The organism is Serratia sp. NGAS9 (assembly GCF_009905295.1).
Lineage (GTDB): Bacteria > Pseudomonadota > Gammaproteobacteria > Enterobacterales > Enterobacteriaceae > Serratia > Serratia bockelmannii.
On sequence record NZ_CP047605.1, the window covers coordinates 4,101,178 to 4,121,097 of the forward strand.

Annotated in this window: 15 protein-coding genes and 3 tRNA genes; 9 read left to right on the forward strand and 9 right to left on the reverse strand. The window is 60.5% G+C overall.

The window, feature by feature from the left end; translation table 11 throughout:
• Window positions 1–29 precede the first annotated feature (29 nt).
• Complete coding sequence (locus tag GUC32_RS19580) at window positions 30–6,005, reverse strand: alpha-2-macroglobulin (protein WP_151428119.1); 5,976 nt, start codon at window positions 6,003–6,005, stop codon at window positions 30–32.
• Window positions 6,006–6,151: 146 nt separating this feature from the next.
• Complete coding sequence (locus GUC32_RS19585; RefSeq protein WP_025304043.1) at window positions 6,152–6,478, reverse strand: YqcC family protein; 327 nt, start codon at window positions 6,476–6,478, stop codon at window positions 6,152–6,154.
• Between the two features lie 178 nt (window positions 6,479–6,656).
• On the opposite strand from GUC32_RS19585, the gene GUC32_RS19590 reads away from it, so the two are divergent.
• Window positions 6,657–7,895 carry an MFS transporter gene (locus tag GUC32_RS19590; protein ID WP_147823292.1) on the forward strand — a complete coding sequence of 413 codons (1,239 nt, stop codon included), beginning with the start codon at window positions 6,657–6,659 and terminating at the stop codon, window positions 7,893–7,895.
• Window positions 7,896–8,504: 609 nt separating this feature from the next.
• Here GUC32_RS19590 and syd read toward each other — a convergent pair.
• Window positions 8,505–9,053: a SecY-interacting protein gene (gene syd / locus GUC32_RS19595; protein ID WP_033644866.1), complete on the reverse strand. Its 549-nt coding sequence runs from the start codon at window positions 9,051–9,053 to the stop codon at window positions 8,505–8,507.
• 63 nt (window positions 9,054–9,116) lie between these two features.
• Between syd and queF the strand changes: the two genes are divergently transcribed.
• From queF to xni, 3 genes are all read left to right on the forward strand, one after another.
• Window positions 9,117–9,962: an NADPH-dependent 7-cyano-7-deazaguanine reductase QueF gene (queF, locus tag GUC32_RS19600; RefSeq protein WP_025304046.1), complete on the forward strand. Its 846-nt coding sequence runs from the start codon at window positions 9,117–9,119 to the stop codon at window positions 9,960–9,962.
• 192 nt (window positions 9,963–10,154) lie between these two features.
• Window positions 10,155–11,519 (forward strand): nucleotide 5'-monophosphate nucleosidase PpnN, encoded by a 1,365-nt coding sequence (gene ppnN, locus GUC32_RS19605; RefSeq protein ID WP_049206164.1) that lies wholly within the window; start codon window positions 10,155–10,157, stop codon window positions 11,517–11,519.
• 54 nt (window positions 11,520–11,573) lie between these two features.
• The gene (gene xni, locus GUC32_RS19610) at window positions 11,574–12,332 is read left to right on the forward strand and encodes a flap endonuclease Xni (RefSeq protein ID WP_015378904.1); all 759 of its coding nucleotides are present in this window, start codon (window positions 11,574–11,576) and stop codon (window positions 12,330–12,332) included.
• Window positions 12,333–12,371: 39 nt separating this feature from the next.
• On the opposite strand, the gene rlmM is transcribed toward xni, so the two are convergent.
• The 4 genes from rlmM to GUC32_RS19630 form a co-directional block, all read right to left on the reverse strand.
• Window positions 12,372–13,475 carry a 23S rRNA (cytidine(2498)-2'-O)-methyltransferase RlmM gene (gene rlmM, locus GUC32_RS19615; protein ID WP_019455735.1) on the reverse strand — a complete coding sequence of 368 codons (1,104 nt, stop codon included), beginning with the start codon at window positions 13,473–13,475 and terminating at the stop codon, window positions 12,372–12,374.
• Window positions 13,468–13,863: a DUF423 domain-containing protein gene (locus tag GUC32_RS19620; RefSeq protein ID WP_004931896.1), complete on the reverse strand. Its 396-nt coding sequence runs from the start codon at window positions 13,861–13,863 to the stop codon at window positions 13,468–13,470. The genes rlmM and GUC32_RS19620 overlap by 8 nt, the downstream gene beginning before the upstream one ends.
• Before the next feature lie 51 nt (window positions 13,864–13,914).
• A complete protein-coding gene (locus GUC32_RS19625; protein WP_025304049.1) occupies window positions 13,915–14,832 on the reverse strand; it encodes a transcriptional regulator GcvA in 918 nt (305 codons plus the stop codon).
• Window positions 14,833–15,217: 385 nt separating this feature from the next.
• Window positions 15,218–15,442, reverse strand: coding sequence for a YgdI/YgdR family lipoprotein (locus GUC32_RS19630; protein WP_025304050.1), 225 nt, complete (start codon window positions 15,440–15,442; stop codon window positions 15,218–15,220).
• Between the two features lie 196 nt (window positions 15,443–15,638).
• Here GUC32_RS19630 and csdA point away from each other — a divergent pair, with 196 nt between their 5' ends.
• Window positions 15,639–16,844, forward strand: coding sequence for a cysteine desulfurase CsdA (gene csdA, locus GUC32_RS19635; RefSeq protein ID WP_197836009.1), 1,206 nt, complete (start codon window positions 15,639–15,641; stop codon window positions 16,842–16,844).
• A 19-nt stretch (window positions 16,845–16,863) separates the two neighbouring features.
• On the forward strand, window positions 16,864–17,298 hold the full coding sequence (gene csdE / locus GUC32_RS19640; RefSeq protein WP_049206161.1) for a cysteine desulfurase sulfur acceptor subunit CsdE: 435 nt from the start codon (window positions 16,864–16,866) through the stop codon (window positions 17,296–17,298).
• On the opposite strand, the gene tcdA is transcribed toward csdE, so the two are convergent.
• Window positions 17,289–18,095 carry a tRNA cyclic N6-threonylcarbamoyladenosine(37) synthase TcdA gene (gene tcdA, locus GUC32_RS19645; protein WP_025304053.1) on the reverse strand — a complete coding sequence of 269 codons (807 nt, stop codon included), beginning with the start codon at window positions 18,093–18,095 and terminating at the stop codon, window positions 17,289–17,291. The two genes, csdE and tcdA, sit on opposite strands and share 10 nt — an antisense overlap.
• 84 nt (window positions 18,096–18,179) lie before the next feature.
• The gene (mltA, locus tag GUC32_RS19650; RefSeq protein ID WP_025304054.1) at window positions 18,180–19,316 is read right to left on the reverse strand and encodes a murein transglycosylase A; all 1,137 of its coding nucleotides are present in this window, start codon (window positions 19,314–19,316) and stop codon (window positions 18,180–18,182) included.
• Between the two features lie 216 nt (window positions 19,317–19,532).
• On the opposite strand from mltA, the gene GUC32_RS19655 reads away from it, so the two are divergent.
• The 3 genes from GUC32_RS19655 (at window position 19,533) to GUC32_RS19665 (ending at window position 19,885) form a co-directional block, all read left to right on the forward strand.
• Window positions 19,533–19,609 (forward strand) — tRNA-Met (locus GUC32_RS19655).
• Between the two features lie 57 nt (window positions 19,610–19,666).
• Window positions 19,667–19,743, forward strand: a tRNA-Met gene (locus GUC32_RS19660).
• 65 nt (window positions 19,744–19,808) lie between these two features.
• Window positions 19,809–19,885, forward strand: a tRNA-Met gene (locus tag GUC32_RS19665).
• Window positions 19,886–19,920: the final 35 nt, after the last annotated feature.

Genomic DNA, 19,920 nt, shown 5'->3' on the forward strand with positions numbered 1-19,920 from the left:
CCAGACGCTGGCCTGGCGCCGGATATGGCCTAGTCGTTGCCCGCCGGCACCACCACCAGCTTGCCGCCGCCGGCCGACATGGCCTGCACTTCACGGTCGTACATGGCTTCGCCGTAGGCCGGTGGAACAATAAAGCTGCCGGTATTGGTGGCCTTGATCTGATAGACGAACTCCTGCACCTCGGTGCCAGCGCTGCCGTAGATAATCACCCGATCTTCGCGGATATCGCTGTAATCCGGCGCCCAGGTGGAGCCGGTGGCGGCCAGCGGCGACTGCCAGCCGCCGCGATCGTCGCTCTCCTCGCCGGTATCGGCCGGTTCCGGCGGCGTCTGCTGCACCACTTCGAACCCGCCCGGCAGCAGATCGACGATCGCCAGGTTGCTCTGCCCCTCTTTCGAGTTGGCGCGCACCTTCAGATGGACATTGATCTTCTGCCCCAGCGTCACCTGCGTCACCGCTTTGCCTTGCTCGTCGGTGTAATCGCGGACAATCTCAATGCCGCGCGACAGCGCTTTTTGCGGCGCATTCAGATCGTAACCGGCCTGCGTCACCACATACCAGGCCGGCGCATTGCCGCCGTTGGTGAAGCGCACGGCGGTGGCATCGGCGTTGAACTGCCCCTGAACGAACAGCCCCTGCAGCTCACTGATGCGCTGCGGCTCGCCGCCGCTTTTGCCCACCTGCACGATGCCTAACGCGTCCGCATTGGCGGATTGCGCCGCCACCTCAGTCGAATAGCTTTCCAGCGCCAGGATGCTCATTGCAGAGGAGTACGTGGTGTAACGCTCTTCTTTCAGTGCCTTGACCATATTCTCCAGCACCTGCGGCGGAATCGACGCCACCTTCTCAGGGAAGTGACGGGTAATCAAATACAGCCGCGTCGCATCCAGCACCAGCGGATCGAAATAGTTCTGCGTCCACCAGGCGCTGTCATAGGCTTTGCTCAGTTGCTGCCAGCTCGGTTGCAACAGCGCGGCGGCTTCGTCGTCCATCTTCAACAGGCGATAGGAAGAGGCCAGATACAGCGCGCTCAGGTCGGTTTTCCAGCCCTCGCCATAGCGTTTTTGCAGCGTATCCTGCACCGCCGCCAGCGAGTTGGTGGTCACTTCGCCCTGCAGCGTCAGCAGGTAAACCGCCCAGCTGCGCAGGCGCAGCAGATACAGATCGTCGAAACCGCTGGCCGCCAGCTCGCGCAACGCGCCGTTGGCTTCATCCAGCATGCCTTCCGGCAGGGCGTAGCCCGCCGCTTTGGCTTCGAGCAGATACTGCACCACATAAGGCGTGACGAAAGGATCGGCATCCGGCGATGAACGCCAGGCGCCGATCGCCCCGCTGTCGTTCTGGCGGGCGCGCAGCACGCCAAGCAGATTGCGCAGCTGCTTGCTGACTTCCGCCTGGCTCAGGCTGCTTTTCATCTCTGGGTGGCGGCTCTGCAGCATCAGCGGAATGGAACGGCTGACGATCTGCTCGGAACAGTAATATGGGTAATCCGCCAGGTATTGCGCCAGCCCATTGGTCAGCACCAGCGGTGAATTCGACACCGCAGCCCGGCGCTGCGCGAAAGCATCGAACATCTGGCGCAGGCCATCGACGTTCTGGCTGCTGCCACTCATGCGCCCCATCACCGACTGGGTGCGGTACGGCGCCGCCGGCCGCACCGAGGTGCTGACGGTGCGGCGGCTGGCCTGGTCGCCGTAACGGGCGTCGAACACCAGCGGCGCATCGCCCAAAACGGCTTTGGCGCGCAGGCGGAAAGCGATCACGCCCTCGCGTTTTTCCGCCAGCGTCAGGCTTTGCGTCGCGTTGCCCACCACCTCCAATTGCGGCGGCGGCGTCAGCAGGACGTTGATGGCTGCCGACTGGCCGTTCAGCCCTTCGAGGTTGTTGCTGATGCCCACGCTGACGTCGAACTCATCGCCCGGCGCCACCATCGCCGGCACGTTCGGCGTCATGATGAAGCTGTCACGCACCGTGGCGGCGGTTTGCGCCTTGCCGATTTTCTCCGGCGTCACCGAAATCGCCATGACGCGGATCTTGCCGTTGAAGTAGTCCGGCACCGGGTAGACGAACTGCTTCTCGCCGCTGACTTCGGTAATGCCGGACCAGTAGGCCACCGGCTTGTCACGCTTGCGTTTGAACGGGTTGAGGTTGAGATCCAACCCTTCGCCCGCATCGCCGCCCGGCGCCGCGGTCAGCGCCATCAGCTTGCTGAACTCCGGCAGGATCAGATCCAAGATCTGCGAGCTGCTCACGTTCAGTTCGCGCTTGCTGAAGAAGAACTCCAGCGGATCCTTCAGGCGGTAACGCGCCACCTGCAGAATGCCCTCATCGACGGCGAACAGCGCCACCTGCTGCGGCGCATCGGTCTTGACCGTCATCGTCAGGTTTTCACCCGGCTTGATGACCGCCGGCGCCGTCACCTCGAGGCTGTTTTGGCGCGCCTTGGTGCTGATCTTGAACGGCATCACGCCGTAGCTCAGCGGGCTCATGAAGATCTCGCTGGAGTTGATGTCGCGCACGAACTGCACGTTGATGTAGCCGTTGCCCTCCATGCCGGCCGGCACGCGGATCGTCTGCACCGAGCTGGTGGTATCGCTGTGGAACCACTGCCAGGCGTAAACCTTGTCCTTCTCGATGGTGATCAAACCGCTGCCGGTATAGGGCGCGTTAATCGCCACCTCGATCTCCTCGCCCGGCTGGTATTCCGCCTGGTTCAGTTTCAGCTTCAGTTCAGCGTTGCGATCCAGCGAACGGCTCAGGTTGGCGTTGCCGGCCACGCTGTAGGCGACGCGGTTGAGCGTCTTGCCCTGCGCATCTTCAATCACCAGCACGAAGTCGCCCGGCTTATCAGTCGTCAGCCGCAGATCCGCGCCCTGCTCGCTCAGCGCCAGCGGCTGTTCCGACAGCTGCACTTCCTTCATCTTCGACTGGTATTTGTAAACGCCCGAATCCTGTTTGGTCAGCACCGAAATGTATTTCTGTTCGATCAGCACCTGCTTCAGATTCGGCATGGCGATCTGTTTCAGGGCCGGATCGATAGCGATCACATTCAGATGCCGCTCCGCGTCGCGATTGATGTAGCCCAGATCGCCGTCGGCCTTCACCCCAATCAGATAATCGTAAGGCGAAACCAGCGTACGGGCGGTAGCCGCCACCGAACGCCCGCCGCCGGCGACGAACGCCTCCGACAACAGCTGCAGCTGATAGGTCGCGTCGGCGTAGGATTTCAGATCGAGCGGAATATCGGCCGCGCCATGCTCATCGGTGGTGCGATCTTCCAGCTCGGTTTCGAACCCGTCGCTGTTTTGCCGGTTTTCGTAGAACGCATAATCCGGGAAGCGATCGAAGCTCGGATACATCGGCCGCAGCGTCAACCTGGTGGTCACGCGGCGATCTTGCGCCGGGGTGCCGAACAGGTTCTGCACGTCGATGCTGGCCTTCAGCTCAGACGGTTTTACCCAGCCTTGCTGGCGGTCCGGCGTCAACGCCAGCTTCACTTTCAGCTGATCCGGTTCGAACTCCTTCACATTGACCGCGGTATGGCCGAGCAGCGTGGAGGTATCGTTGTTTTTGCCGATCAGATACAGATAGACGTTCCACTCGCCGGTCGGTGAGTTTTCATCGGTGGTATAGCTCAGCTCGTTGAAACCGCTGGCGCCCAGCGTCAGCGGTACGGTGGACATCAGCTTGTCGCGCGGATCGCGAATTTCGGCACGCACCGGCACGCCGGCCAGGCCAACGCCCCAGTCGGCGGCGCGGGTGATCAGGCCAATATTGAAAGTATCCCCCGGCCGATAAACGCCGCGATCGGAGAATAGATAACTGCTGAGGGTGCGCGGATCGGTCGGCGTTTGTTCACCGGCGACGTCGAAGCGCGAGAAGTCCAGCCCGCGATCGTTATAGCTACCGGTCGGCAGGAAGGAGACATCCCCTTCCTTTTCCACCAGGAACATCACCGGCTGGCGCTCGTTGGTGTATACATCGAGCGCCGGGAAACGCACGTGGCCGTCGGCACCGGTGGTTTGGCTGAGCAGCGTCACGCCGTTTTTGGCCACTACCGACACGGTGGCGCCGCTGACCGGTGCGCCGCTTTGGATCGACTGCACAAAGACATCGCGCGTCTTATCCTGCGAGCTCTTGGCGACGATGCCCAGATCGGTCACCACCACAAAGCGCGAATCGCCGACGTCGGGCTGCTCTTCCCCTTCGCTTTCATCTTGTTCCTGATCCTGCTCGGTGCCCGCCTCTTCCGCCGCCGGTTTTCGGTTCGGCTGCCATTCGGACAGCGTCAGCAGGAATACCCCGCGATGGGAGCTGGCGTTGGTGGAGAGATAACGGGAGAGATCGATGCCCTGATAGTTCACTTCCCCCGGCCGCTCGTTGTTGAGCGCCGTTTGGTATTTGAAATGCTCGGTGAAATATTCGTCGTTGAGACGGTTGAATTCCGTGGACGAGTAGTCCCGACTTTTGAAGGAGACAATGTGCTGCAGCTGGCTCGGGATCACCCGTTTGATGTCCAGCCGCAGGCCCGCCACGTTACGCGCCGCCACGCTGATCTGCTTGTCGCCGTTAACCGACAGCAGCGAGCCCTGCGACATGAACTGCAGCGATTTCGGGAACTCCGGCACTTCGACCACCCGATAAACCTTCTTCGGCATCTTGTAACCGCCGACAGAGACCAGCTGGTTGTCTATCTCGAGCAACACAAAGCGGTGCGCCGGAGCGTCGAAACGGAAGCTGAACTGCGGTTGATAGGCCTCTTCCGCCTCGTTAAGCGTCAACGGCAGTGGCGTCGCCTGCGCCAGCACGTTTTTGCCGACGCTGTCGACCGTCCATTGATAGAAGTCTTCGGCATCGTTGGCGGCCTCGGCATCGCTCGGATCGTGCTGCGGCAGCAGCCAGGCTTTGGTGGCCCGCACCAACTCTTTATCCTTCACCGCATCGCTGAAACCGACCACCAGCGCACGCTGCCCTTGGCCGCCGTCGGTGTCCACGACCTGAGCGCTGGCGTCACTCAGCGCCAGGCTGTAGAGGGTGGGTACCTTGACCCAGTTGCTTTTCGCCTCTTCGACAGCGTTGCCGGCCGCCGTCGATTTAACGCCCTTACCGACGGTCAGATGCACCGCGCCGCCCTGATCCAGCGCCTGAAGAGGCTCGGAATGCACCCAGGCGTTCAGTTTTTTCTCGTCATAGACCAGAGAGAAGTTCAGCTTTTTCTCGGAGGACGTGCTGCCTTCCTTCAATCCCAGCGAAATCTGTTTTTCAAAGCTGGCGACGTCGACCGGCGCGTTGAACTGCAGATTGAAAATCGCGCTGCGTTTCTGCGCATTCTGTGGATCGCGGTAATACTCGGCCTGCCCCAGACGGTAATCGAACGCGGGCACGGTGAAGGCATAGCGGGTTTTGGCGAGCTTGACCTGCGGCGCCAGCAAGGTGGCGGGCTCCAGGGCCACCTCATATTTCGCTCCCATCGGCAGCGGTTTTTTCGGCGAGAACACCAGCGTTGATTCATTGCTCCACGCCCACTGCCCTTCCGCCGTCGGTTTGAGGGTGATACCGGCGCTCACGGTTTTACCCACCACGGCGATCGGCGCGACCGAGCCGCTGAAGGTCAGGCTCACCGTTTGCGGCGCCTGCCGGGCGGCGGCGTAATCTATCGGCTCGGGGTTGGCCACCTCGGCACTGATCTCCTGAACCACCAACGGCGCCGGCTCGATGGGCTGGGGCCGATTTTGCCACCAGTGCCAACCGTAAAACGCGCCGCCCGCGGCCCCCGCCAGCAGCAGCAGGCCCAGACCGATCGCTTTCGGGTGTTTATCCACGCCGCTTTCGAGCCGCAAAAAACCGCGCGGCAGCGCAGCCCACCAGGCCGGCGCGCGCCAGCTGAGGTTGCCGACCAGCGGTCTCAGCAACCGTCCCAACAGCGACAACGCCCCACCCAGCAGGCGACAAACGCCCTTAACCAGGGTAAAAGGCAAACGCAGGATAAACCTTAATAAATCCATTATTGCAGCACCTCATCATCCTAATGCAGCCCCCGGTCAACCGTCGCGGTTCAACCGAGCCGAAAGACACCGTCGGCTCTCCTGCCCGGCATCCGCGCGAGTACTCTACACTGCCGGACGGCAAAAATCTGCGCGCCGCCGGCGGATTACGGCTCTTTATTCAACATCAAATCCAGCTGTTGCAGCAGCACCAGCAGCGGCAGGCTGCTCGGCTCACGATCTTTCAGCGCCTCTTCGAAATAAGGCGTGATGGCGAAGCGCGTCGGCAGCGGCGCTTGGGCATCCAGCAGCGCATACATGCGCGGCAGAAACACCCACTGCAGCCAGGCTTCGGCCGACATGCTGTCGATACAGAACGGCTCGGTGCTGGAAAAAGCCTCATGCTCAGGCGGCGCGGCCTGCCACAGCGCCAGATCGCGCATGGATTGTTCAATCGCCTGCAAACTGCGGCGCACCTGGTTATGTATACTCATCTGCATTCCCGATCTCTTTTCATTATGGTATTCAGCTCGCTGGCTGAAAGGCGGCAAAGCATAGCATTTTTATAGCCCAAATTTGGCGCGCCCGAGACCGGCTGCCGTTTTTATCTGGTGGCGATCGCCGCCGCGCGGCACAATAGGGCCACCGAATTCACCACACAGATAAAGATTCATGTCCGTAATAACAGAGAAAAAAAACCACGCGACGCCCGGTAAAGCCATGCTGGCTTCGGTCACCGGGTATGCCATGGACGGGTTTGACCTGCTGATCCTCGGCTTTATGCTGCCGGCTATCAGCATCGAATTAGGATTAACCTCATCGGCCGCCGGTTCACTGGTCACCTGGACGCTGATCGGCGCGGTGCTGGGCGGCGTGATCTTCGGCCACCTTAGCGATCGTTTCGGCCGAATCCGGGTGCTGACCATCACCATTCTGATGTTTTCCCTGTTCACCGGCCTGTGCGCCGTGGCGCAAGGGTATTGGGATCTGCTGGCCTATCGCACCCTGGCAGGCATCGGGCTGGGCGGCGAATTCGGCATCGGCATGGCGCTGATCGCCGAAGCCTGGCCGGCGGAGAAACGCAACCGCGCTTCGGCTTACGTCGGCATGGGCTGGCAATTGGGCGTGCTGGCAGCCGCCTTCCTGACGCCGCTGCTGCTGGAACACATCGGCTGGCGCGGTATGTTCCTGGTCGGTCTGCTGCCGGCGCTGGCGTCATTCCTGATCCGCCGCACGCTGGGCGAGCCGGAGGCGTTCGTGCGGCAGAAAGACGCCGGGCGGCCGCTCTCCTTCCTGCAGCGTTTGCGCCTGCTGTTTAAGGATCGCACTACCAGCAAGGCCAGCATCGGCATCTTCATTCTCTGTTCGGTGCAGAACTTCGGTTACTACGGGCTGATGATCTGGATGCCGACTTACCTGGCGAAAAACTTCGGCTTCTCACTCACCAAGTCCGGCCTGTGGACGGCGGTGACGGTGGTCGGCATGACGTTCGGTATCTGGCTGTTTGGCGTTCTGGCCGATCGCTTCGCCCGCTGGAAGATTTTCGTGTTGTATCAGGTAGGCGCGGTAGTGATGGTGATCGGTTACGCCCAGTTGAGCGATCCGATGCTGATGCTGTTCGCCGGCGCCGTGATGGGCATGTTCGTCAACGGCATGATCGGCGGCTACGGCGCATTGATTTCCGATACCTACCCGGTACAGGCGCGCGCCACCGCGCAAAACATCCTGTTCAATCTGGGGCGCGGCGTCGGCGGCCTGGGGCCATTGGTGATCGGTGCGCTGGTGACGCAGGTGTCATTTACCGCCGCCATCAGCCTGCTGGCGGCGATTTACCTGCTGGATATCTACGCCACGCTGTTCCTGCTGCCGAAAAAACAGGGCGCAGGCGATACGCTGGGCGCGATTGGTTAACGCTGGCGATGGATTAAGCAGAGGAGCACGCACGGCGGGAGAGAACAAAAAGTTGGGGGCACTGCGTTAACAGTGCCCCCGGTTCGTTTTATAGCTATCCCGCTACACAGTGTGCTCCCTGCTCAATCCTTGAAAACTTTTCCTGCGGCCATCCTGACCAAGTGATCCTTGCATCATCCTGCAGCATCGTCCTGACGCGGTTCCTCAGCCTTCCTGACCCGCCGACGGTCCTGTGCCGGCTCTCAATCTCCGTCCTGGAGGTGTCCCTGGTTTCTATCCTGAAACATCCTGGGCATCTCCTGACGCCATCCTTCGCTCGTGCCTGAGCGCATCCCTTTCTTCTTCCTGAAGCTGCATCATCCTGATGCTTTCCTGCTCCGCCGGTTCCGTTCCGGTAACGATAAGATCGCTTAAATTCCCCGGAATCACAAGGGTTTGGGAGGTGTCTCACACTAAATTAAGACTAAGAGTTATCCTAAAGAAATTCTAACCAATTGATCTGGATAACAATAATCTCATAGCCTGGAAAAAGGTGGGAAAAATTAAGAGCGATATCTCACAGCCCGTGTGAGAGATCTCTCACACGGGCGACGGCGAATCCGTCGCGATTCAGTCCAACACCGGGCGCAGCGCATCGAGGAAATTCCCGAGCGTCGCCGCCAACAAGGTGCGCTTATCGCTGCCGAACTGCTCCAGCACCACGTTGCCGCTGACGTTGCACAGCGACACCATCGTCATCTCGGATTCGGTGGTCGCCAGGAAGAGGGTCGGCGACAATTTGAGGCGCTTTTGCGTCACTAAATGGCCGATGAGGTTTTCCTGCAGACGGATAAAATCCTCTTCGCTCCAGACCTGCAGCAGGCTTAGGCGATGTTCCCCAAATTGCGCGCTCATGTCACCCGCGTATTGCTGCGTGTAGAAGCGATGCGCATCCGGCTGCAAACGCAGCTCCAGCGCGGCCTCTACCTTCTCCAGCGTCGCCGCCGGTTCGAAAGGCTGCGGCAACCACAGCACGTCGTCCTCGCGATTCTCCACGATGCAGGGCGACGGCACGCCGTACAGCGCCTCGCTGGCCGGCGCGTGGCCGCGCTCTTGCTGCCACAACTCGACATAGCGTTGAGTGAATTCACGCAGGGCGTGCGATACATCATGGTCCATATTCTTTCTCGCATACGTTAAACTGACGGCCATTGTACCTATCTCTGACCGAGGTGACAGCAGATGTCCTCATATCAAGACCACCAGGCCCTGTCGGGGCTGACGCTGGGCAAACCCACCGCCTACCGCGATCGCTACGACGCCACGCTGCTGCAGGCGGTGCCGCGCAGCATGAACCGCGAGCCGCTGGGGCTGTATCCCGACAACCTGCCCTTCCACGGCGCGGACATCTGGACGCTGTACGAACTCTCCTGGCTGAACGCCAACGGGCTGCCGCAGGTGGCGGTCGGCGAGATCAGCCTCAATGCCGACAGCCTGAACCTGATCGAATCGAAAAGCTTCAAGCTGTATCTCAACAGCTTCAACCAAACGCCGTTCGCCGATTGGGAAACGGTGCGCAGCACCCTGCAGCGCGATCTGTCCGCCTGCGCCCAGGGCGAAGTCAGCGTCACCCTGTTCAGCGTCGAGCAGTTGGAAGGCACGCCGATCGCCCGTCTGGCCGGCGACTGCATCGACCAACAGGATATCCGCATCGACAATTATGAGTTCAACGCCGACTACCTGTTAAACGCCGTCGGTGAAGAGGCAGTGGAAGAGCAATTGGTCAGCCACCTGCTGAAGTCCAACTGCCTGATCACCCATCAACCGGACTGGGGCTCGGTGCAGATAAGCTATCGCGGCGGCAAGATCGATCGCGAAGCGCTCCTGCGCTACCTGGTCTCCTTCCGCCACCACAACGAATTCCACGAACAGTGCGTCGAGCGCATCTTCAATGATTTGATGCGCTACTGCCGGCCGCAGAGCCTGACGGTTTACGCCCGCTACACCCGTCGCGGCGGGCTGGACATCAACCCGTGGCGCAGCAACGTCGCGTTCACTCCCGAGCACGGCCGCCTGGCGCGCCAATAAGTGCGAAACATTGCTCAACAACTGAGCTAACGAGCGGTTTGTGTTGGTAAAAGCGCAGGGACGGCGGTAAGGTTAAAACGAGGCTGCAGCCGGGCAGAACGCCCGTTGCACCGCAGTACACCAACCATAACGAGATGCTGTTTTGCTGCGTATGGATTACTACCGCCCCGCACCGGGTGCAAAGGAGTTACCTTGATTACACACATCAGCCCGCTTGGCTCTATGGATTTATTGTCGCAGCTGGAAGTAGACATGCTGAAACGCACTGCCAGCAGCGACCTGTACCGCCTGTTCCGCAACTGTTCGCTGGCCGTGTTGAACTCCGGCAGCCAAACCGACAACAGCAAACAGCTGCTGTCGCGCTATGAAACCTTCGATATCAACGTGCTGCGCCGCGAGCGTGGCGTGAAACTGGAGCTGGTCAACCCGCCGGAAGAGGCGTTCGTCGACGGCCGCATCATCCGTTCATTGCAGGCCAACCTGTTCGCCGTGTTGCGCGACATCCTGTTCGTGCACGGCCAAATCGCCAGCGCCGGCCGTTTCCAGCATCTGAACCTGGAAAACTCGGCCCACATCACCAACCTGGTGTTCTCGATCCTGCGCAATGCACGCACGCTGCATCTGGATGAAGATCCCAACATGGTGGTGTGCTGGGGCGGCCACTCAATCAACGAGAACGAATACCTGTACGCGCGCAAGGTCGGCAGCCAGCTGGGCCTGCGCGAGTTGAACATCTGCACCGGCTGCGGGCCGGGCGCCATGGAAGCGCCGATGAAAGGCGCAGCGGTCGGTCACGCACAGCAGCGTTACCACAACAGCCGCTTCATCGGCATGACCGAACCGTCGATCATCGCCGCCGAGCCGCCTAACCCGCTGGTGAACGAGCTGGTGATCATGCCGGACATCGAAAAACGCCTGGAAGCCTTCGTGCGCATCGCGCACGGCATCATCATCTTCCCTGGCGGCGTCGGCACCGCCGAAGAGCTGCTGTACCTGCTGGGTATCCTGATGAATCCGGAGAACAGCGAACAGGTGCTGCCGCTGATCCTGACCGGGCCGAAAGAGAGCGCCGACTACTTCCGCGTGCTGGACGAGTTCATCATGAACACGCTGGGCGACGCGGCGCGCCGTCACTACACCATTATCATCGACGATCCGGCGGAAGTGGCGCGGCAGATGAAGAAAGCCATGCCGCTGGTGAAGGAAAACCGCCGCAACACCGGCGACGCCTACAGCTTTAACTGGTCGATCCGCATCGCGCCGGATCTGCAGCTGCCGTTCGAGCCGACCCACGAGAACATGGCGAACCTCAATCTGTATCCGAACCAGCCGCCGGAGCAATTGGCCGCCGCGCTGCGCCGCGCCTTCTCCGGCATCGTGGCCGGTAACGTGAAGGAAAACGGCATCCACGCCATTGAACAGTTCGGCCCGTACAAGCTGCACGGCGAACCGCAGATGATGAAGCAGATGGACAGCCTGCTGCAGGGCTTTGTCGCCCAGCACCGCATGAAGCTGCCGGGCAGCGCCTATGTGCCCTGCTACGAAATCGTCGCCTGATCCTCAATCCTGGGCGGCGTAACGGCCGCCCTGTTTTTTCTGACCTTGCCGCCCATGATGATACACCTACTGATTGTCGACGCCCTGAACCTCATCCGCCGCATTCACGCCGTACAGGGCTCTCCTTGCGTCAACGCCTGCCGCCACGCGCTGCAGCAGCTTCTCCAGCACAGCCGCCCGACCCACGCGGTAGCGGTATTCGACGAGGACGATCGCAGCGATAGCTGGCGCCACCAAATTCTGCCGGACTACAAGGCCGGGCGTTCGCCGATGCCGGAAAACCTGCAGCAGGAGATGCCGCAGTTGCGTGAGGCCTTCGCCGAACTGGGCGTCGCCAGCTGGCATTCACCCGGCAACGAGGCAGACGATCTGGCGGCCACGCTGGCGGCGAAGGTCGCCGGCGGCGGCCACCAGGTGACCATCGTCTCCACCGACAAAGGCTATTGCCAGCTGCTAGCGCCGAACGTACAGATCCGCGATTACTTCCAGAAACGCTGGTTGGATATGCCTTTCGTGCAGCAGGAATTCGGCGTGCAGCCGCAGCAACTGCCGGACTACTGGGGGTTAGCGGGGATCGGCAGCAGCAAGATCCCCGGCGTGGCCGGCATCGGGCCGAAAACCGCCGTGCTGCTGTTGCAGCAGTCGGGCAGTCTGGACGGGATCTATCAGCACCTGGAGCAGGTGCCGGAGAAATGGCGCGGCAAGCTGGAGCAGCACCGCGAGCTGGCCTACGTCAGCAAACAAGTCGCCACGCTGCGCACCGATCTGTCGCTGGACGGCAACCTGCAGCAGCTGCGACTGCCGATACAATAAGGGCGCTGCAAGCAGCGCCCTTCATCAGGTTTAACGCGATTAATCGCGCTCGTCGCGCCGACCCGGCACCGCCGACCACATGCGGCGCACGTGTACGGTGATCTCTTCGCGGTCGTGATACAGCTGTTTGGCGTGCACTTCGACGCTGATGCCAGCAGCGCCCAGCGCTTCGCGGATGCTCATCAGGTTTTGCGACACTTCCTCATAGCGCTTTTTCATCGGCAGTTTGAGGTTAAAGATCGCTTCGCGGCACCAGCCTTTCACCAGCCACTGAATCATCAGGCTGGTCACCTTCGCCGGTTTTTCCACCATGTCGCACACCAGCCAGTAGATCTTGCTGCTGTTCGGCTCGAACTTGAAGCCGTCGGCGCGGTGGTGCGTCACCTGGCCGGTTTCCATCAGGCTCGGCGCCATCGGGCCGTTATCCACCGAATGCACCATCATGCTGCGTTTCACCAGTTGATAGGTCCAGCCGCCCGGGCAGGCGCCCAGATCGACCGCGTGCATGCCGCTGGCCAGGCGTTCGTCCCACTCGTCGGCGGGGATGAACACGTGGAACGCTTCTTCCAGCTTCAGCGTCGAACGGCTCGGCGCATCGGCTGGGAAGCGCAGACGCGGAATGCCCATGTAGAACGGCGAGTTGTTGTTGCTGTAGGAGTAACCGACGTAGCAGCAGCCCGGCGCGATAAAGAACACGTGCACCACCGGGCGAGTCGGGTTCTCGCGCGCCATCAGCACCTTCTGCTCGCGCATCGCGGCGCGCAGCGGCACCGTCAATTTGCGGCAGAATTTCATCAGCTCTTTGCTTTCGTTGGTGTCCGGCACTTCCACCCGCAGCTCGCCGCCGCGGTCAACCACGCCGATCAGCATGCCGACAATCGGCGATACCCGATCTTCCGGTGGCAGATCGCGAAGCAGCTCACCTACCACGATCATCTGGCGGGCGAAAATCAGTTCGCGGAACGGAATCTCCCGCGCCAGGCGATCGGCATCGTCCGGCTGATAGCATTCGAACAGCACGTAACCGCTGTGCTCTTTTACTCGTGCAAAACCGTAAATCTCCAGCTGGGCGGCTTTGTCGGTGATCTCTGCCGCACACTCTTTTTCAAAGCCTGGGCGGCAGTACAACGCAATCTTATTCATGGCGCTCGGCCTTTTTCCTCAGACGCAAAGCGCCAATCAACATCAATATCCAGCCGATCAGGAAGCACACGCCGCCAACCGGCGTGATATATACCCAGACCTTCAGGTGCGACAGCGCCAGGCAATAGAGGCTGCCGCTGAACAACACGGTGCCGAACGCCAACAGCGCTCCGCTCCAGTAAAACCACAGGCTCACGCGGCGCTGCATCGCGACCGCCAGCGCCAGGATGGCCAGGGTGTGGAACCCCTGATACTCCAGCCCGGTACGGATCCAGGCCATTTCATTGGCGCCGAGCGTACCGCTTAACACATGCGCGCCGAATGCGCCCAACGCGACAAACACAAAGCCGCTGATAGCGGCGAAAACCAGCATGGAACGGCTGCTCATCGTGATCTATCCCATTAAAAATCACCGGCCGCGGCAAGGCGGCGGCCGGCCTTATTGTTCGTAGCGGAAGCGGAACTTCTCTTGTTCGCTGGCGGCACGCGCCAGGATCCACTGCCGGAAGGCGGCTATTTTACCCAGTTCTGCCTGGCTGTCATGACATACCAGATAAAAAGCGTTTTTACTGACCAGCACATCGTTGAACGGGCACACCAGGCGACCGGCTTCAATCTCGGTTTGCGCCATCACGTTGTTCACCAGCGCCACGCCCTGACCGTGCACCGCCGCCTGCACCACCATGGCGCTGTGGCTGAAGATCGGCCCCTGCTGCACGTTGATGTGCTGCAACCCCAGCTGGCGCGTATAGGCCAGCCAGTCGCGGCGTGAAACGTCATGCAGCAACGTATGATAAGCCAGATCCTCTGCGGTTTTCAGCGGATGATCGCCGGTCAGCAGGCTCGGCGAACACACCGGCAGCAAATATTCCGCATACAGGCGCTCGGCGCGCAGTCCCGGCCAGTTGCCGCGGCCGTAGAAAATCGCCACGTCGACGTCGTCCGCCAGCTTGTCCTCTTCGCGGTCCACCGCCTGGATGCGCACGTCGATGCCCGGATAAGCTGAGTTAAAGCCGGACAGCCGTGGCACCAGCCACTGAATGGCGAAGCTCGGCGGCAGACTGACGGTCAATGCCCCCTTGGCGCTACGCGCCTGCAGCTTGCGCGTCGCCTCGTTGATCGAAGAGAAAATCTCCTTGATATCGAGGTAGTAACTTTGGCCCTCTTCGGTCAGCAGCAGCGAGCGATTGCGCCGGCGAAACAGCTTCAGTCCGAGAAAGTCCTCCAGCGACTTGATCTGGTGGCTCACCGCGGCCTGGGTCACGAACAACTCTTCCGCCGCCTTGGTGAAACTCAGGTGGCGAGCGGCCGCATCGAACACGCGCAGCGCATTGAGGGGAGGTAAGCGTTTAGACATTAAATTAGCTACTTTTGTGTAACATTAATCCGAATGATTCGGCGCCGAAAATCGGGCGGCTTTGTGTGGCAAGCCATCGGTAAACGCTAACGGCGTATTGCCATTAGTTTTTTTAATCCGAGCCATTATAATTTGTCCGTTGAGGATGCGCCAGCAAATACCTATAGTGGCGGCACTTCCCGGGCCGGAACGAAAAGGGAGTGGGTGTCGAGGACGCCGATGAACTTTTGGCTTGTGGTTGTGATGTTGTGTTTGCAAATTGTCCGGCGATTCCGGACATGGTAGCTAGGCTACTGTTTTTTCACTTCCTGTACATTTACCCTGTCTGTCCATAGTGATTTTATGCAGCACCGCAAAACTTGCGGTGCTTTTTTTTGCCTGACGGTTACTGGTTGCTTTCAACCATCTCTTTCACATCGGCGCGGTTGATCTGCTGCTCGACGCCGTTAGCGTCTTTATAGCTGATCATGCCGGTATCGTTGTCCACTTTTGGCTTGCCGTCAGCGACAATGGTGCGTCCGTCATTGGTATGCATCACGTAGTTGCTGGAACAGGCGGCCAGGGTGAACGTCAGCATCAGGGCAGAGAGAACTGCGGCTGTTTTCTTCATTGAGGACTCCTTTTTAGTTTTAAATGCTGATAAATACCTTTTATGTGTATAGATGCGATTAATAAGCGCACATTTAATAGCATAACAAACTTTCCCAATTTTGCCAGGCGATAAGTCCTAATAGGCAGGATCGCTTGTCTCCGGCGGCAAAATAGGACAGGATCACCCATCGACTCAAGCCAGTGACAATCAGGGTATGACGCCTTTTAACCCCAGCCTTTTTCGCCAACAGTTTCCCGCGCTCGCGCAGGATGGTATCTATCTGGACAGCGCCGCCACCGCGTTGAAACCGCAGGCGGTCATCGACGCCACGCAGCAATTTTATCGCGATGACGCCGCCACCGTGCACCGCAGCCAGCATCGGGCGGCGCAGGATCTGACTGCCCGCTTCGAGCAAGCACGCGGCCAGGTGGCGAAATTGATCAATGCGCCGTCGGCCGACGACATCGTCTGGACGCGCGGCACCACCGAGGCGATCAACCTGGTGGCGCAGAGCTACCTGCGCCCGCGTCTGCTGCCGGGCGATGAAATCCTGGTGAGCGAAGCGGAACACCACGCTAACCTGATCCCCTGGCTGATGGTGGCGGAACAAACCGGCGCGCGGGTGGTGAAACTGCCCATCGGCGCCGATCGGTTGCCGGATTTGACGCAGCTGCCCGCCCTGCTCAACGACAAAACCCGCCTTTTGGCGCTGGGGCAAATGTCCAACGTCACCGGCGGCTGCCCGGATCTGGCACCGGCAATCGCCATGGCGCATGCCGCCGGCGCGCACGTGATGATTGACGGCGCTCAGGGCGTGGTTCACGGCCCGGCCGACGTACAGCGGCTCGACATCGATTTTTACGCCTTCTCCGGCCACAAGCTGTATGGCCCGACCGGCATCGGCGCGCTGTACGGCAAAGCCGAGCTGCTGGCGCAGATGGCCCCCTGGCAAGGCGGCGGCAAGATGCTGACCCAGGCGTCGTTCGACGGTTTTACCCCACAAAAGCCACCGCACTGTTTCGAAGCCGGCACGCCAAACATCGCCGGCGTGCTGGGGTTGGCCACCGCGCTTACCTGGCTGAGTGAACAGGACATGGCGGCGGCGGAACGCTACAGCCGCGAGCTGGCTGACCGGGCGGAACAGCAGTTGGCGCAGCTGCCGGGCTTTCGCAGCTTCCGCAGTTCCGGTTCCAGCCTGCTGGCGTTCGATATCGCCGGCGTACACCACAGCGACATCGTCACGCTGCTGGCGGAGCAAGGCATTGCGCTGCGCGCCGGCCAGCACTGCGCGCAGCCGCTGATGGCGGCATTAGGCGTCAGCGGCACGCTGCGCGCGTCGTTCGCCCCCTACAATACACAACAGGATGTCGATACGCTGGTCAGCGCGTTGACTCACGCCCTCGATCTGCTGGCCGACTGACGTGATTTCCGGAGACACTATGCTCGCCCCCCATCCTTTTGGCCGAGAGATCACCGCCGAAGCCTTGATTGCCACCTTCAGCGCGCTGAAACAGTGGGAAGACCGCTACCGCCAGCTGATCATGCTCGCAAAACGGCTACCGCCGCTGCCGGAGGCCTTGCGCAGTGAAGAAATGGCGTTGAGCGGGTGTGAAAACCGTGTCTGGTTAGGGCACCAATTGCTGGAAGACGGCACGCTACACTTCTATGGCGACAGCGAGGGCCGCATCGTGCGCGGCCTGCTGGCGGTGCTGCTGACCGAAGTGGAAGGAAAAACGCCGCAGCAGATCGCCGCATTGGATCCGCTGGCGCTGTTCGACCGTCTGGCATTGCGCGCGCAGCTGAGCGCCACCCGCGCCAGCGGCCTGGCGGCCTTGGGCTCCGCCGTCAAGGCGATCGCCGCCCGTTACGCCTGACGCGCCGCCTTCGCCACCATCTTTTTCAGCGCGTGCGATACGGCGACGAAACCGAAGGTGGCGGTAACCATGGTCGCCGCACCGAACCCCGCGCTGCAATCCATTCTTTTTGGCCCTTCCGCCGTGCTGCGCGAAGCGCACACCGAACCGTCCGGCTGCGGGTAAACCAGCGGTTCGCTGGAGAAGACGCAGTCGATGCCCAGCTTACCCTTACCGTTTTTCACCACGTTGAAATCGTGCTTCAACCGCTCGCGCAGCTTGGCGGCCAGCGGATCCTGGATGGTTTTGGCCAGATCGGCCACTTCGATTTTGGTCGGATCGACCTGACCGCCGGCGCCGCCGGTGGTCACCACCGGGATCTTGAAGCGGCGGCAGTATGACAGCAACGCCGCCTTCGGCCGCACGCTGTCGATCGCGTCGATGACGTAGCTGAAGTTATGGTCCAGCAGCTCGGCGACGTTGTCCGGGGTGATGAAATCGTCGATGCAGGTCACCCGGCATTCCGGGTTGATCGCCAGGATACGCTCCGCCATCACCTCGGTTTTCGATTGCCCGACATGCTGGCGCAACGCGTGGATCTGGCGGTTGGTATTGGTAACGCAGACATCATCCATGTCGATCAGGGTGATGGCGCCGATGCCGGTGCGCGCCAGCGCCTCAGCCGCCCAGGAACCCACGCCGCCGATACCGATCACGCAGACGTGCGCCTGCGCGAACACCGCCAGCGCCTGCTGGCCGTACAATCGCGCCGTGCCGCCGAAACGCTGCAGATAGGCTTCCGAATAAGCTGTGCTCATAACGCTTTAATTACCTTCGTAATGCAAATGATAAGGGCCGGAAAATCCGGCCCTTGCGGGTCAATCTTTTCACGTCGTATGCGTTTACCGAGTGGCCAGCAACGAACCGCCGCCGTTTGACTGATTGGCGCTGAACAACTGACCGCCACCGTTGTTCTTCAGCACCCAGACGCGGCCATAGTGGTTGTAGTATCCCGCCGAGTGGCCGGCATCCGGCCCGATGCCCTGATACATGTCAAAATGCTGGCCCTTGATGGCCCCGCCCACGTCGAGTGCGACCATCAGACGCATCTCGTATTTTCCCGTGAATTTACCCTTGTTGTCCAGCAGCGGCACTTCGGCCAGCAGCGTAGTGCCCGCCGGGATCAGCGAACGGTCGGAGGCCACCGAGGCTTTGGCGATCAGCGGCACCGCACTGGCGCCCTTCACCGGCGCAAAAGCTTCCGGACGGAAAAACACGAACGACGGGTTCTGCTCCAGCAGCTCACGCACCTCTGCGGCGCTGTGGGTATCCGCCCACTGACGGATCGCCTGCATCGACATGTCCGCCTTGGCCACTTCACCGCGATCGATCAGCACCTTGCCGATGCTGCGATAGGCGTGGCCGTTCTTACCGCCGTAGCCGAAGAACACCAGCGGCTGGCCGTTGCCGTAGTCGACATAGCCACTGCCCTGGACTTCCATCATGAAGTTGTCCATCAGCGAGTTGGTGTAAGCGATGATATAGCGATCGTCAAGCGCGCCAGAATAGATGCCCGCGCGATCCGGCAAGCGGCCTCTGCCCTTCGGCGGCATGCGGTACAGCGGATAGCGGAACTCGCCCTGTTGGGTATAGCGCGCCTGCACCACCGGCGTATAGTAGCCGGTAAACTGCACGTTGCCGTAATTGTCGACACCTTCCATCTGGTAAGCGCTGAGGCCGTACTGGCTCAGCATGCGCGTGTCGGCGCCGGACGCCATCCAGCTTTGCACCGCCTGATAGGTGCTGTTGTTGCGGTTAAACAGCGAAGGCGACGCGTACTTGATCTCCATCAGCTGATCCGAATAATCCTTGGCGTTGACCGGCGAACCTTTGGCGTTGGGCTGATTGACCAGCTCCAGCGATTGATCCAGACGGCCGTCTTTATATTGCTGACCCCGATCGGTCGGCTTGGACGAACAGCCCGCCAACACCGCCACCAACAACCCGCCCAGCAGGTATTTGCCCCAACGTCCTTTCATCGCGCACACTCTCAAACTGATATGATCTACCGGCTGAACGATAACAAACGCTCATTGATAAAGGAATCGCTGCAAATAAAAAAAGCCGCACGGAGGATGGTGATGAAAAAGAAGGCAAATTGCGGGCAAATCCAGCAGAAAAACGGGTTTAGGCCAATAAAATGCAAAAAGGGTTTGCAACAAAACGCACGGAGAGTATAGTGCGCATCCATCGGACGCGGGGTGGAGCAGCCTGGTAGCTCGTCGGGCTCATAACCCGAAGGTCGTCGGTTCAAATCCGGCCCCCGCAACCAACCGATGCCGCATTGGCGGTATTTGCGTTTGGCTTCGATAACAAAGTATTATACGGACGCGGGGTGGAGCAGCCTGGTAGCTCGTCGGGCTCATAACCCGAAGGTCGTCGGTTCAAATCCGGCCCCCGCAACCAACCGAATGTCGTACCAGCGGCATAACATGAACGGTGGTTTCGTAGTAATACAGCATCAAGACGGACGCGGGGTGGAGCAGCCTGGTAGCTCGTCGGGCTCATAACCCGAAGGTCGTCGGTTCAAATCCGGCCTCCGCAACCAACTCTTGATGACAACAGATAAGCACCCTTCCGGGT